Here is a 13,427-nt window from a genome sequence, read left to right as displayed (position 1 = left end):
CGCAGGCCGTTAAGCGAAGCACTTCGACCTGCGCGCCGCCCCGAGTCCCACAGATCCGTGGGAGAGGGGCATTTTTTATGTCCTCAGTGCTCAAAGCCACGCAAGGAACGAGCGATGACCGAACGGATGACAGGTGCACAGGCCCTCGTGAGGGCACTGGAGCACGTCGGAGTCGACACCGTGTTCGGGATCCCTGGCGGCGCCATCCTTCCCGCCTACGATCCCCTCTACGACTCGACCAAGGTTCGTCACGTGCTTGTACGGCACGAGCAGGGTGCCGGTCACGCCGCTGAGGGATACGCCCAGGCGACGGGCAAGGTCGGGGTGTGCATGGCGACCAGCGGCCCTGGCGCGACGAACCTGGTGACCCCCATCGCCGACGCCTACATGGACTCTGTGCCGATCGTGGCGATCACCGGGCAGGTGACGAGCAGCCTGATCGGCACGGACGCCTTCCAGGAGGCCGACATCTCCGGCATCACCATGCCGATCACCAAGCACAGCTTCCTGGTCACCGACGCCGCAGAGATCCCCCGCACGATCGCCGAGGCCTTCCACATCGCCTCCACCGGCCGTCCGGGCCCCGTTCTGGTCGACATCTCCAAGGACGCGCTGCAGGCCGACACCACCTTCGTCTGGCCGCCTGTCATGCAGCTGCCCGGCTACCGCCCCGTCACCAGGCCGCACTCCAAGCAGATCCGCGAGGCGGCCAAGCTCATCGTCGAGTCGAAGCGGCCCGTCCTCTACGTCGGCGGCGGTGTCCACAAGTCGGGCGCGTCGGGTGAGCTGATGAGGCTGGCCGAGCTGACCGGCATCCCCGTCGTCACCACGCTGATGGCCCGCGGCACCTTTCCCGACAGCCACCCCCAGCACATGGGCATGCCCGGCATGCACGGCAGCGTCTCGGCGGTCGGCGCGCTCCAGCAGGCCGACCTGATCATCGGTCTGGGCGTGCGGTTCGACGACAGGGTCACCGGCCAGCTGGCCAGCTTCGCCCCCTACGCCAAGATCGTCCACGCGGACATCGACCCCGCCGAGATCTCCAAGAACCGCCACGCGGACGTGCCGATCGTCGGCGACTGCCGCGAGGTCATCGCCGAGATGATCAACGCGGTCGAGGCCGAGCCCCGCAAGGGCGAGTACACCGACTGGTGGAAGACGCTCAACGGCTACAAGGAGACCTACCCGCTCGGCTACGAGGAGTTCTCCGACGGCTCGCTGGCCCCGCAGTACGTCATGGAGCGGCTGAGTGCCATCGCGGGACCCGACACCTACTTCGTCGCGGGCGTCGGCCAGCACCAGATGTGGGCCGCGCAGTTCATCGACTACGAGAACCCCGGCACGTTCATCAACTCGGGCGGTCTCGGCACGATGGGCTTCGCCGTCCCCGCCGCGATGGGCGCCAAGATGGGCCGCCCCGACGCCACGGTGTGGGCGATCGACGGCGACGGCTGCTTCCAGATGACCAACCAGGAGCTGGCCACCTGCGCGATCGAGGGCGTGCCCGTCAAGATCGCGATCATCAACAACGGCAACCTCGGCATGGTCAGGCAGTGGCAGACGCTCTTCTACGACCAGCGCTACTCCAACACCAACCTGCAGGCGAAACTCAGGATCCCCGACTTCGTCAAGCTGGCCGAGGCCTATGGTTGTGCGGGCCTGCGCTGCGAGCGGCCCGAGGACGTCGACGCGGTCATCAAGGAGGCCATGGAGATCAACGACCGTCCCGTGGTCGTCGACTTCGTGGTCCACCAGGACGCCATGGTGTGGCCGATGGTCGCCGCGGGGACCAGCAACGACGACATCAAGATCGCCCGGGACATGGCGCCGAAGTGGGAGAGCGAAGAATGAGCAAGCACACTCTGTCGGTGCTCGTGGAGAACAAGCCGGGTGTCCTCGCCCGGGTCTCCTCGCTGTTCAGCCGGCGCGGGTTCAACATCGACTCGCTGGCGGTCGGGCCGACCGAGCACGCCGACATCTCCCGCATGACCATCGTCGTCAGCGTCGAGGAGCTCCCGCTCGAGCAGGTGACCAAGCAGCTCAACAAGCTGGTGAACGTCCTGAAGATCGTCGAGCTCGACACCTCGCAGTCGGTGCAGCGCGAGCTGATGCTGATCAAGGTGAAGGCCGACGCCGACAGCCGCTCGCACGTCCTCGAACTGGTCCAGCTCTTCAGGGCCCGCTGCGTGGACGTGGCGTCCGACGCGGTGACCATCGAGGTCACCGGCACGCCGGACAAGCTCGAGGCCTTCATCAAGGTGCTGGAGCCTTTCGGCATCAAGGAGCTCGTCCAGTCGGGCATGGTGGCCATCGGCCGCGGAGCCCGTTCCATTACCGACCGGTCCCTCAGGGCACTGGACCGTACCGCCTGAAAGGTTTATGTAAGTGACCGAGATCTTCTACGACGACCACGCCGACCTGTCGATCATCCAGGGGCGGGTCGTGGCCGTCATCGGGTACGGCAGCCAGGGCCACGCCCACGCTCTGTCCCTGCGCGACTCCGGTGTGGACGTCCGCGTGGGCCTGCCCGAGACCTCCAAGAGCCGTGAGCTGGCCGAGGCCGAGGGCCTGCGTGTCGTCACCCCCGCCGAGGCCGCCGCCGAGGCCGACCTGATCATGATCCTCGCGCCCGACCACCTCCAGCGCGGCATCTACGAGAAGGACATCCAGCCGAACCTGCAGGAGGGCGACGCGCTCTTCTTCGGCCACGGCCTCAACATCCGCTACGGCCTCATCGAGGCGCCCGAGGGCGTCGACGTCGCCATGGTCGCCCCCAAGGGCCCCGGCCACCTGGTCCGCCGCCAGTACCAGGCGGGTCGCGGCGTGCCGTGCCTCATCGCGGTCGAGAAGGACGCCTCGGGCACGGCCCAGGACCTGGCCCTGTCCTACGCCAAGGGCATCGGCGGCACCCGCGCGGGCGCGCTGAAGACCACCTTCACCGAGGAGACCGAGACCGACCTGTTCGGTGAGCAGGCGGTCCTCTGCGGTGGCGTGTCCGAGCTGATCAAGGCCGGTTTCGAGACGCTGATCGAGGCCGGTTACCAGCCCGAGGTCGCCTACTTCGAGTGCCTGCACGAGATGAAGCTGATCGTCGACCTCATGTACGAGGGCGGCGTCTCCAAGATGTACTGGTCGGTGTCCGACACCGCCGAGTACGGCGGCTACACCCGCGGCCCGCGCGTCGTCACCGAGGAGACGAAGAAGGAGATGAAGCGCATCCTGGCCGAGATCCAGGACGGCACCTTCGCTCGCCAGCTGGTCGAGGAGTTCGAGGGCGGGCAGAAGGAGTTCACCCGCTACCGCGAGGAGCTGGCCGAGCACCCGATCGAGAAGACCGGCGCCAAGCTGCGCCCGATGATGAGCTGGCTCAAGGCCGAGGGCTGATCCCTCAGGGGCGCCCCGCAGTCCGGGGCGTCCCGCCTTGTTCCTCCGGCCCGCGTGGTCACCGGGCCGCGTCCACCAGTTGCGCGCCGCTCTCCGTCCTCCCGCCCGTACGGCACGCCGCTCCGCCCGCCTGCGCGGTCACCGGCGCGCCCCCGTCCAGGGGACGCTCCTCGGGGACGCGTGGCCGCTCGCCGTCACGGACGGCCTCCCCTGTCCGCGCCAGCCGCCAGACCAGCACCGAGGCCGCCAGCGCCGCGATCACCAGCACCGCGAGCCCGGCCCGCGCCGCGCCCGTCCAGTCGGCGGCGTCGAGCACGCCGAAGACGATGGGCCCGACGACCGTGACACCCAGCACGCCGCCGACCTCCTGCACCGTGCCGAGCACGCCCGCCGCCGCGCCCGCGTGCGCCTGCCGTACGGAGGCGAGGACCATGGACAGCAGCGGCGACATCACCAGCCCCATCCCGGCCCCCGCCAGGAGCAGTCCGGGAACCAGGGCGCCGGGCGCGCCGCCCACCGCCATGAAGGTCCACAGCAGCCCGGCGGCCAGCGCCAGCGCGCCCGCGAAGGGGAGCCGCCCGCCCAGGCGTTCGCCGGCGGCGCGCCGAGCGCCGAACGAGGCGGCCAGGAAGCCGGCGTTGACGGCCGTGAACACCGCGCCCGAGGCGAGCGGGCCGAGCCCGCGCCCGTCCTGGAGGTAGAGGGCCAGCACGAACGACAGCCCCGACGAGCCGCCGAACAGCAGCGCCACGGCGGCGAGGCCGGTCACGAACCTGCGCTGGCGGAAGACGCCCAGGTCGAGAAGGGGCTCCTCCAGCCGCCGCTGCCTGGCGACGAAGGCGGTCACGAGCGGGACCGAGGCCGCCAGCGACGCCCACGCCCATGCGGGCCAGCCCGCCTGCCTGCCGTGGGCGAGAGGGAAGACGACCGCCACGAGGGCGGCGGCGAGAAGGGCGGCGCTCAGGACGTCGAGCCTGCCCGCGGAACGACCGCCAGGGCCGGCCGTCCTTCCCGCGTCGGGGACGAGGCGGTGGACGAAGGCCAGGGCGAGCAGGCCGACCGGGACGTTGATGAGGAAGCAGGCGCGCCATCCGAGGCCCGCGAGGTCGAGCGCGACCACGGCGCCGCCGATCGCCTGGCCGCCGACGCCCGCGAGGCCGACCGCCGTGCCGTACCAGCCGAAGGCCCTGGCCCGCTCGGGGCCTGAGTAGAGAGCCGTGAGCAGCGTCAGCACCTGCGGCGCCATGAGCGCCGCCGCGCAGCCCTGCAGCACGCGCGCCGAGACCAGGAACACCGGGTCCGGCGCGAGGCCGCAGGCCGCGGACGCCAGCGTGAACAGGGCGAGGCCGATGACGAAGATCCTGCGAGGACCGTGGATGTCGCCGAGCCTTCCCGCGACGATGACGCCCGCCGCGTAGGCCAGGCCGTAGCCCGCGATCACCAACTGGGTCGCCGACTCTCCCGCGCCCAGGTCGGCCCTGATGGCGGGCAGGGCGACGTTGGCGACGAAGAAGTCGAGCGTGGTGACGAACGCGGCGACGAGCAGGACGGGCAGCGCCCAGCGGCTCGTGGAGGCAGTGGTCATGACCGCGCCCCCGACCATGACCCGCCGGTGTTCTTACTCATGGGCAGTCACTCTGCTGGCGGGTGGTTATGGATGGATTTGGGAGCGCTTATGGTGGCAGCGAAATTGTCGGAGGCCTTTGTTAGCTTGAGCGACATGCGATTCGGGGTGCTCGGCCCGCTGGCGGTCTGGTCGGTGGAGGGAAGGTCGCTGCGCATACCCGAGGCGAAGGTGCGCGCCCTGCTGGCCGACCTGCTCGCCCACGCGGGGCGGCCGGTCTCCGCCGACCGCCTCATCGACGACCTGTGGGGTGACGCGCCGCCGGGCAAGCCGGCCGCCGCGTTGCGGGTCAAGGTGTCGCAGCTGCGCAGAGTGCTGGAGGAGGCCGAGCCTGGCGGCAGGCAGCGGCTCGCCTTCGCCCCCTCGGGCTACGTGCTGCGGGTGGATCCAGGCACGCTCGACACCCACAGGTTCGAGGAGCTCGTCGCGCGGGCGAGCGAGAGCGACGACCCCTCGACGAGGTGCGCGCTGCTGACCGAGGCGCTCGAGCTGTGGAGAGGCGCGCCCTACGCCGACGTCGCCGACGAGGAGTTCGTCAGGCCGGTGATCGCCAGGCTGGCCGAACAGCGGCTCGTGGCGCTGGAGGAGCACGCCGAGGCCAGGCTGGAGCTCGGCCAGCACGGGCAGCTGGCGGCCGAGCTCGCCGACCTGGTGGCCGCCCATCCGCTGCGCGAGCGGCTGCGCGCGGCGCACCTGCGCGCCCTCTACGGGGCAGGGCGGCAGAGCGAGGCGCTCGACAGCTACGCCGACCTGCGCGACCGGCTGCGCGAGGAGCTCGGCGTCGATCCAGGCCCCGACCTGGTCGCGCTGCACAGGGCGATCCTGGAGCAGGACCCCGCCCTCGCGCCCGCGCCCGCCAGGGCGCGCACCAACCTGCCCGTGCCGATGACCGGCCTGATCGGCAGGGAGGCGGCGGCGGCCGAGGTGCGCTCGCTCGTCGCCGCTCACCGCCTGGTCACGCTGACAGGGCCCGGCGGGGTCGGCAAGACCAGGCTGGCGCTCGAGGCGGCGGCCGGCCTCGACGGGGTCGGCCCCGACGGGGTCTATCTGGTGGAGCTGGCCGCCCATCCCTCCGCGGGCTGCGTGGTCGACGCCATCGCCGCCGTCGTGGGCGTCCGCGACGACAGGGCGGCCGGACGGCGGGGCGCGGGCGCGGACGAGCGGCTGGTCGAGGTGCTGCGCGGCAAGCGGATGCTGCTGGTGCTCGACAACTGTGAGCACGTGGTCGAGCAGGTGGCGGCCGTCGCCGAGCTCCTGCTGCGCGCCGCCCCTTCGCTGCGCGTCCTGACCACCAGCCAGGAGGCGCTGGCCATCGAGGGCGAGATGCTGTTCGCCGTCCAGCCACTCGACCTGCCCGACGGCGCTGGAGAGCCGACCGCCTCCAGCGCGGTCCAGCTCTTCGCCGCGAGGGCGACGGCCGCCGCGCCCGGCTTCACCCTCGACGACGGCAACGCCGAGGCCGTCGCCGCGATCTGCAGGCGGCTCGACGGCATCCCGCTGGCGCTGGAGCTGGCGGCCTCCCGCATGCGGGTGCTCAGCCCCGCCCAGCTCGCCGAGCGCCTCGACGACAGGTTCCGCCTGCTGGCCGGCGGCAGGCGCGACGCTCCGGCCAGGCAGCAGACGCTGCGCGCGATGATCGACTGGAGCTGGGAGCTGCTGACCGAGGCCGAGCGCGTCGTGCTGCGCCGCCTGGCCGTCCATGCCGACGGCTGCACGCTCGAGGCGGCCGAGGCGGTCTGTTCAGGAGAGGGTGTGCGCCCCGCCGACGTGCTCGACCTGCTGGCCAGGCTGGTCGACCGCTCGCTGGTTGTCACCGTCGCGGGGGCGAGCGGCATCCGCTACCGCCTGCTCGAGTCGGTGGCCGCCTACTGCGTCGAACGTCTCGCAGAGGCGGGCGAGCTCCACTGCGTGAAGCTGCGCCACGCCCACCACTACCTGGCTCTGGCTGAGCGGGCCGACCTGCGGGTCGCGGGCCAAACGCGATGGCTGGCCATGCTCGACGCCGAGAGCGCCAACATCCGCACCGCCCTCGACACAGCCGCCCACCAGGGCGCGGCCGACACGGCGCTGCGCCTGGCCAGCGCGATGGCCTGGCACCTCATGCTGCGATGCCGGTTCGACGAGGGCCGCAGAGCGCTGGTCACGGCGCTGTCGGTGCCAGGCGAGGCGAAGCGGAGCCTCAGGGCGGTCGCCGAGATCTGGCACGCGGGGCTCACGCTCCGCCTGGGCGGCTGCGACGACGTCGTGGGCCAGGCCAGGAACGCGCTCGCGGTGCTCGAGGCGGAGGGCGACGCCGTGCAGCTGGCCACGGCGCAGTGGCTGCTCGGCTTCGTCCAGTGGGGCCAGGGCGAGCTGTCGGCCAGCGCCGAGCTGCTCAGCCGGTCACTCGCCACCTTCGAGGAGCTCGGCGACCGCTGGGGCACCGCGGCGGCGCTCACCGGCAGGGCCTTCCAGGCCACCATCAGAGGCGACTTCGCCGCCGTCGAACGCGAGGGCGGGCGCAGCCTCAGGCTCTTCGAGGAGCTGGGCGACCACTGGGGCGTGCTCCAGGCGGTCGAGCCGCTGGCCATGCTGGCCGAGATCGACGGCGACTACGAAAGGGCCGCGGGCTTCCACCGGCGGGCGCTGGCCATGGCCGAGGAGCTCGAGCTGTGGTTCGAGGTCTCCCGCAGCCTGTCGGGGCTGGGCAGGATCGCGCTGCTGGCCGGCGACTACGCCAGGGCCGACGAGCTGCACGAACGGGCCAGGCGGCTGGCGGCCGAGCAGGCGCACCCCTACGCCGAGCAGTACGCCGAGATCGGGCTGGCGCTGAGCGCGCGGCGGCAGGGCAGGTTCGAGGCGGCGGAGAAGCACCTGCGCACCTGGCTCGACTGGATCATGAAGATGGAGGGCGAGGCGGGGGCCGCGCTGCTGCTGGCCGAGCTGGGGTTCATCGCCGAGTTGCGTGGCGACGCCGAGCAGGCGCTGGCGCTGCACAGGGAGGGGCACGCCCATGCGGCGGCGACCTCCGACCCCCGGGCACTGGCGCTCGCCCTCGAGGGGATGGCGGGGGCGGTGTCGCTTGCGGGCGACCACCGGGGTGCGGCGCGGCTGCTGGGGGCGGCCTCGGCGGCCCGCGAGTCGGTGGGCAGGCCGCTCCCGGCGGCCGAGCGGGGCGATGTCGACCGCGTCATCGCGCGGTGCAGGCAGACCCTCGACGAGGCGGCCTTCCTCGAGGAGTTCGCACAGGGCAGCGCCCAGCCGGTGGCGGTGTGAGCGGCGCGGGCTTCCCGGAGTTCACGAGACAGCCTCGGTGAGGCGCTGATTCAGGAGGCTACCTCGGCGGAGCGCTGACTCGTGGGGCCGTATGTGTGGGTTGGTGAATCGGATGGGGCTGAGGGGCGGGCCCGTCCTGCGGCTCTCCGTGCGGAGGAGGAGGCGCGGACGGGCCCGCGGGGGAGCGCCGGGTGGGGGCGGTTGGGGGTACCCGACGCGAGTTGGCTTCAGCGGGTCCAGCTTGAGCGGGTTGGCTTCGGCGGGTTGGCTCCAGCCGGTTGGTGTCAGTGGCGGGCGAAGACCTGGGTCCAGACCGGGCCCCTGGCGTCGTGGCCGACCCCGATGTGGGTGTAGTTGCAGTTCATGATGTTGGCCTTGTGGCCGGGGCTGTTCAGCCAGCCGCGCACAACATCGGCTGCAGTGCGCTGGCCCTTGGCGATGTTCTCGCCCCACGCGCTGATGGGCGAGAAGCCCGAGGCCTTGATGCGGTCGCCCGGGTTACGGCCGTCGGGGGAGGTGTGGTCGAAGTAGCCCTTGGCGGCCATGTCGGCCGAGTGGCCCTCGGCGGCGGCGTGCAGCTTCGGGTCGTGGGTGAGCGGCTTGCACCCAGACGTGGCCCGTGCCTCGTTCGTCAGCTTGACGACCTCCTCCTCCACGGTCGAGCCACCTGAGGGCGAACCCGAAGGAGACGGCGTGGGGGTCGCGGACGTCGTAGGAGTCGCGGTGGGCGTGGCCGTGGGGGTGGGGGTGGGGGTCGGAGCGGTGTCGCAGGACAGGGCGACCACACCTGAGCGGTGCTGGTTGCCCCGGTAGTCCGTCGCCGTGACGTAGAGCCGCCGCGGCATGTCGGTGCACCGGACCCCGGCCACGACGCTGCCGTTGCCGATCAGCTTGGACCCGCTCTTGAGGGTGCGGTCGGGACCAGGACGCAGCTGGACAATGCGGACGCGCAGCCGCGCCTGGTCGTCACAGCCCGCCCGCGTGGCGCCACCCCTGACCGTGCCGTTGGCGTCGAGGTAGGGCTTGGCCGCGACCACGCGACAGGAGTCCTGCTTGGTCTCCGCATGCGCGGCGGCGAGCGGAGTGCTCAATGCCGCCAGACTTCCGAGGCAGGCGAGTGCCTGGAGCTGTCTGCGCACGATGTCCTCCGATGGGGTTTAGACGCTGGTTCGAGCACGCATTCTGGTCTGCACACAACGGTCATGTCACGCAAAAACCAGCGAAATCTGGGGCTCCATGTGTCCCATTCGTAATATAGGTCGCTTAGACCCCATGTAAACCCCCATCCCCACCTGTGCGTCTGCGCCCCATCAACATCGCTGCCTCCGGGCCTCCTGAGGACCCGGCGCGGTACGGCAGGACCCGTCTACGAGGGCGGGCTGGGCGCGATCGGTTCACCGTCCAGATGGAGGAGGAGAGGATGGCGGAGACGCGCCGCGGACAGCCGTACGACGGGGCTGACACGATCGAGACCGACCCTGCGACGCTGCGGGAGGGTGGAGGCGCCCCTGGTCAGGTCAGGTCCGCGGCGTGGTCGGCGGCCCAGCGGGACAGGGTGCGGCCAGGTCTGCCGAGGACCCTTTCCACGTCGGGCGAGACCTGCGGCGGCTCCTCCGCGTACTCGGCCTGGTACCCGAGGATGTACTCCGCGCTGCCTCCAGGAAATCCGGCCCTGATGTAGGCCGTCCGCGCCTGCCCGTACGTCAGCGCCTCGAAGCGCAGCCGCCTGCCCAGCCCCTCACCGATGGCCTCGGCCTGCCGGCGGTGGCTGAGGGCCTGCGGCCCGGTCAGCGAGTAGGCGCGCCCCTGGTGGCCGTCCTCAAGGAGGGCGGCCACGATCACCTCGGCGATGTCGGCCTCGTGGATGGGCACCCCCAGCGCGTCGGGGAAGGCGCTGCGCACCACGCCCTCAGTGCGGATCGACTCGCCCCACATGTCGAGCTTGTTGACGGCGAACTCGCCTGGCCGCACGTGGGTCCACCCCAGCCCCGACGCCTCGATGACCTGCTCGACCTCGAGGAACATCTCGTAGCTGCCGGGCCGGCGTTCGGTGACTGCGGAGGTCGACATGTCGACGACCCGGTCGACGCCTGCCTCGGCGGCCGGCTTCACGAAGGACTGGGCCTGCTCGGCGGCGCGGCCCGGATCGAGGACGCCGGGCAGGAGGTAGGCCCGCTCCACGCCGTCGAGCACGCCGGCGAGTGTGGAGGGGATGGTGAGGTCGCCCGCGACGACCTCGGCGGCGTCCGGCAGGCCCGCGGCGGCCGGGTTCCTGGTCAGTGCCCGCACCTGCTGTCCCGCCTCGAGCAGGCGGTCGACCACGATGCGGCCGACCACGCCCGTCGCGCCGGTTACGAGGATCCTCATGGATCTTCTCCCTTCGTCGGTGAGGGGCCGACGCTAACCCCGCAGGGACCCTCGCCGCACATGGGCCGATGTCTCATTTGGCAGGTCAGAGCCCATGCGAGAGGATCACATGCGTGGAGGCGCTCGCGCGACGACTGGTTCCCGACGACTTGTGGGCGGTGGCCAGCACACTCGTGCCCGAGCCACGTCCCCGGCCCCAGGGCGGCGGCAGGGCCGCGGCCGACGCGCGCCAGGTCATGGTGGCGGTCGTCTACGTGGTCACGAGCGGCTGCGCCTGGCAGCACCTGCCGCACTCCTTCGGCGTCACGGTGCCCACGGCTCACCGCTGGTTCGCCCGCTGGAGCAGGGCTGAGCTGTGGCGGAACCTGCACGAGGCGACGGCGTCGGACCCCGCGCTGGCCGAGTGGACCAGGGTGATCCGTGACTGCGCGGCACGCCGTCACTACGACTGAAATTCACCATACGAGACATGCGCCCCGCGAACGCGGACGGCCCGCCCCTGGACGGGGCGGGCCGTGAGTGTGCGCAGGTCAGAGCGCTAGCACTGGACAGGCTTGAGCCACGAGCACTCCAGGTCGCCGCCCTCCTGGGAGGCGGGGCCGTCGCTCCTGAGCTGGGCGGCGGCGTCGGGCGTGGTGCGGCTGAACTTCGCCAGCCGTACGGCGATCTTGTCCTCGATGTCCTTGGGAGAGCCTGACAGGTACTGGTTGAGCATGATGGAGAAGACCAGCGGCTCCCCTTCGGCGCTGGTGACGTAGCCCGACAGGGACGTGACGCTGGTCAGCGAGCCGGTCTTGGCGTGGACGTTGTTGGCGGCGGGGGTGCCGCGCATGCGGCTGCGCAGCGTGCCGCCGGTGAAGCGGTCGGCGTTGCCGGCGATGGGCAGGGCGTTGTACCAGGTCGTGAACCACGGCTTGCTCCGCACCGACAGCAGCAGCTGGGCGATGGAGCCCGCGGTGACGCCGTCGCGGCGGGACAGGCCTGAGCCGTCGCGAAGGTTCAGGATCTGGACACCGTTGGCCTTGGCGAAGTCGGAGGTGGCCTTGAGCCCGGCGGCCCAGGTGCCCTGGCCCGCCACCTTGCGGCCCATGGCCTTGGTGAGGATCTCGGCGTGCATGTTGTTGCTGAGCTTCATGAACGGCACCAGCAGCTCGCTCAGCGGCATCGACTCGTGCTTGGCCAGCTCGCTCGCGCCCTCGGGAGCGCCCGAGACGGTGGAGCCGAGGACCCTGACGCCGTGGGCGTTCAGCGCCTTGCGGAACAGCGAGGCGGCGTAGCGGGTGGGGTCGTCGACGGCCACCCACTCGTCGTAGGGGCCCGCGACGGTGCCCGTGATGACCACGGTGTTGGTGCCGTGGCGGCGTTCGATGAGCACGTCGGTCGACGCGCCGACCGTCGCGTTGTTGACGATCTTCAGGTAGTCGGTCTCGGGGGTGGTCGTGACCTTGACCTTGTCCCCGTCGGCGGCCACCGAGACGATCACCGAGCCCGCGTCGTAGTCCCTGTCGGGCGAGGCGGTCAGTGCGGAGATCTGTGCGGCGTAGTAGGCGGTCTCGTCGTCCCAGGCCCAGTCCTGGCCGAGCCGTACGGTGTCGAACCAGCTGTCGTCGGTGACCAGCCTTCCTGTGACGACCTTGACGCCCTTGGCGGCGACGGCCGCCGCCAGCGCGTCGTAGTCGGCGGCGAGCATGGTCGGGTCGCCGGTGCCGCGCAGCACCAGGTCACCCTTCAGGATCGACCCCACCGTACGGCCGGCGGCCAGCGCGCTGGTGGTGAAGCGGTAGTCGAGCCCGAGCACCTCGGCCGCGGCGGCGGAGGTGAACAGCTTGGTGTTGGACGCGGGGGTCATGAGCTTGCCCGAGTCGATGGAGTAGAGCTCCTCGCCGGTGGCCGCGCTCTTCACCACGACGCCCGCTCGGGCGATGGTCAGGCGGGAGTCGCTGAGGATCTGGTTGAGATCCTGGGTCAGGTCGGCGATGCCGGGGGAGGGGTCGGCGGCGGTGGCGGGAGAGACAGGACTTGACGCCCACGCGAGGGCGACGACGAGCGCGCCCGCGACGAGTGAAGCTGGTGTGCGACGCATGGAGGTCTCCAGGGTGCGTACGAGGTCTCGGAGGGATCATGGGAGCGCCCACCCCTCGCCGCAATCCGCAAATATCCGTATCTTTCGCGAGCCCCTGCTCGGGAGCGTTCCACAACCGCCTGGCAAAGGGGAGGGCCGGGCGGATCAGGAGGCAGGCGCCGCGCCGGCGGAGACCAGGAACCCCACGTCGCCGAAGGAGATCTCGTCACCTGAGCGGACCCGCGCGGGACCGACCAGGCGCCAGCCGTTCAGCCTGGTGCCGTTCAGCGAGCCGAGGTCGACCAGCAGCCAGGAGCCGTCGTCCTCCTTGCGCAGCTCGGCGTGGACCCGCGAGACGGTGAGGTCGGCCAGGATCAGGTCACAGGCCGAGCCGCGGCCCACGACGTACCTGAGCCTGCTGTCGTTGGGCAGCGCCAGCCTGGGCAGCCGGGGCTTGCGCCATGCCGACTGTACGCGGGTGGTGAACTCCGAGACGGAGGCGACCATGTCGGTCAGCCTCTGGCGGACCGTGTTGCGCGGCGGCAGGTCGGCGACCAGATCGTCGAGTTCGTAGCGGCTGCGCGCGCGTAGTGCCTGGTCGACCCGGCCCACGAAGGTGTCGTGGGACAGGCGCCCCTCGACGGCGCGGTCGCGGAGCTCGTCGATGGCGCGATCACGTTCCCCATCGGAGGCACGAAATGGGGGTTGCGTCGAGCTCATGCCCCTGAGTATCGG

The 13,427-nt window shown here is 71.3% G+C and carries 10 protein-coding genes; 5 read left to right on the top strand and 5 right to left on the bottom strand.

The features are described from left to right. The first annotated feature begins 114 nt into the window (after positions 1-114). From ABFX50_RS18035 to ilvC, 3 genes are read left to right on the top strand one after another with little or no spacing between them, the layout of a single operon-like run. Positions 115-1,851, top strand: coding sequence for an acetolactate synthase large subunit (locus ABFX50_RS18035; RefSeq protein ID WP_183656239.1), 1,737 nt, complete (start codon positions 115-117; stop codon positions 1,849-1,851). After that, a complete protein-coding gene (gene ilvN, locus ABFX50_RS18030) occupies positions 1,848-2,372 on the top strand; it encodes an acetolactate synthase small subunit (RefSeq protein ID WP_183656248.1) in 525 nt (174 codons plus the stop codon). The genes ABFX50_RS18035 and ilvN overlap by 4 nt, the downstream gene beginning before the upstream one ends. A gap of 22 nt (positions 2,373-2,394) precedes the next feature. Further along, positions 2,395-3,384 carry a ketol-acid reductoisomerase gene (ilvC, locus tag ABFX50_RS18025; protein WP_183660450.1) on the top strand — a complete coding sequence of 330 codons (990 nt, stop codon included), beginning with the start codon at positions 2,395-2,397 and terminating at the stop codon, positions 3,382-3,384. A gap of 58 nt (positions 3,385-3,442) precedes the next feature. On the opposite strand, the gene ABFX50_RS18020 is transcribed toward ilvC, so the two are convergent. Beyond that, the gene (locus ABFX50_RS18020) at positions 3,443-4,969 is read right to left on the bottom strand and encodes an MFS transporter (protein ID WP_346147767.1); all 1,527 of its coding nucleotides are present in this window, start codon (positions 4,967-4,969) and stop codon (positions 3,443-3,445) included. A gap of 135 nt (positions 4,970-5,104) precedes the next feature. Here ABFX50_RS18020 and ABFX50_RS18015 point away from each other — a divergent pair, with 135 nt between their 5' ends. After that, positions 5,105-8,263, top strand: a complete 3,159-nt coding sequence (locus tag ABFX50_RS18015) for an AfsR/SARP family transcriptional regulator (protein ID WP_346147765.1) — start codon at positions 5,105-5,107, stop codon at positions 8,261-8,263. Between the two features lie 284 nt (positions 8,264-8,547). Here ABFX50_RS18015 and ABFX50_RS18010 read toward each other — a convergent pair whose 3' ends face one another. Together ABFX50_RS18010 and ABFX50_RS18005 are read right to left on the bottom strand one after the other, a co-directional pair. Next, complete coding sequence (locus tag ABFX50_RS18010; RefSeq protein ID WP_346147763.1) at positions 8,548-9,354, bottom strand: CAP domain-containing protein; 807 nt, start codon at positions 9,352-9,354, stop codon at positions 8,548-8,550. Positions 9,355-9,775: 421 nt separating this feature from the next. Beyond that, the gene (locus ABFX50_RS18005) at positions 9,776-10,630 is read right to left on the bottom strand and encodes an NAD(P)H-binding protein (protein WP_346147761.1); all 855 of its coding nucleotides are present in this window, start codon (positions 10,628-10,630) and stop codon (positions 9,776-9,778) included. Positions 10,631-10,743: 113 nt separating this feature from the next. Here ABFX50_RS18005 and ABFX50_RS18000 point away from each other — a divergent pair, with 113 nt between their 5' ends. Continuing rightward, positions 10,744-11,082 carry a transposase gene (locus ABFX50_RS18000; protein ID WP_183656256.1) on the top strand — a complete coding sequence of 113 codons (339 nt, stop codon included), beginning with the start codon at positions 10,744-10,746 and terminating at the stop codon, positions 11,080-11,082. 86 nt (positions 11,083-11,168) lie between these two features. Here the strand turns inward: ABFX50_RS18000 and dacB are convergent, their stop codons facing one another. Further along, the gene (gene dacB / locus ABFX50_RS17995) at positions 11,169-12,713 is read right to left on the bottom strand and encodes a D-alanyl-D-alanine carboxypeptidase/D-alanyl-D-alanine endopeptidase (RefSeq protein ID WP_346147758.1); all 1,545 of its coding nucleotides are present in this window, start codon (positions 12,711-12,713) and stop codon (positions 11,169-11,171) included. A gap of 144 nt (positions 12,714-12,857) precedes the next feature. Further along, positions 12,858-13,412 carry an FHA domain-containing protein gene (locus ABFX50_RS17990; protein ID WP_346147756.1) on the bottom strand — a complete coding sequence of 185 codons (555 nt, stop codon included), beginning with the start codon at positions 13,410-13,412 and terminating at the stop codon, positions 12,858-12,860. Positions 13,413-13,427 lie beyond the last annotated feature (15 nt).

Source organism: Nonomuraea recticatena (assembly GCF_039533245.1).
GTDB classification, from domain to species: Bacteria; Actinomycetota; Actinomycetes; order Streptosporangiales; family Streptosporangiaceae; genus Nonomuraea; species Nonomuraea roseola.
The sequence above is the reverse complement of the archived record's forward strand: the minus strand, read 5'-3'. Positions and strand labels throughout refer to the sequence as shown.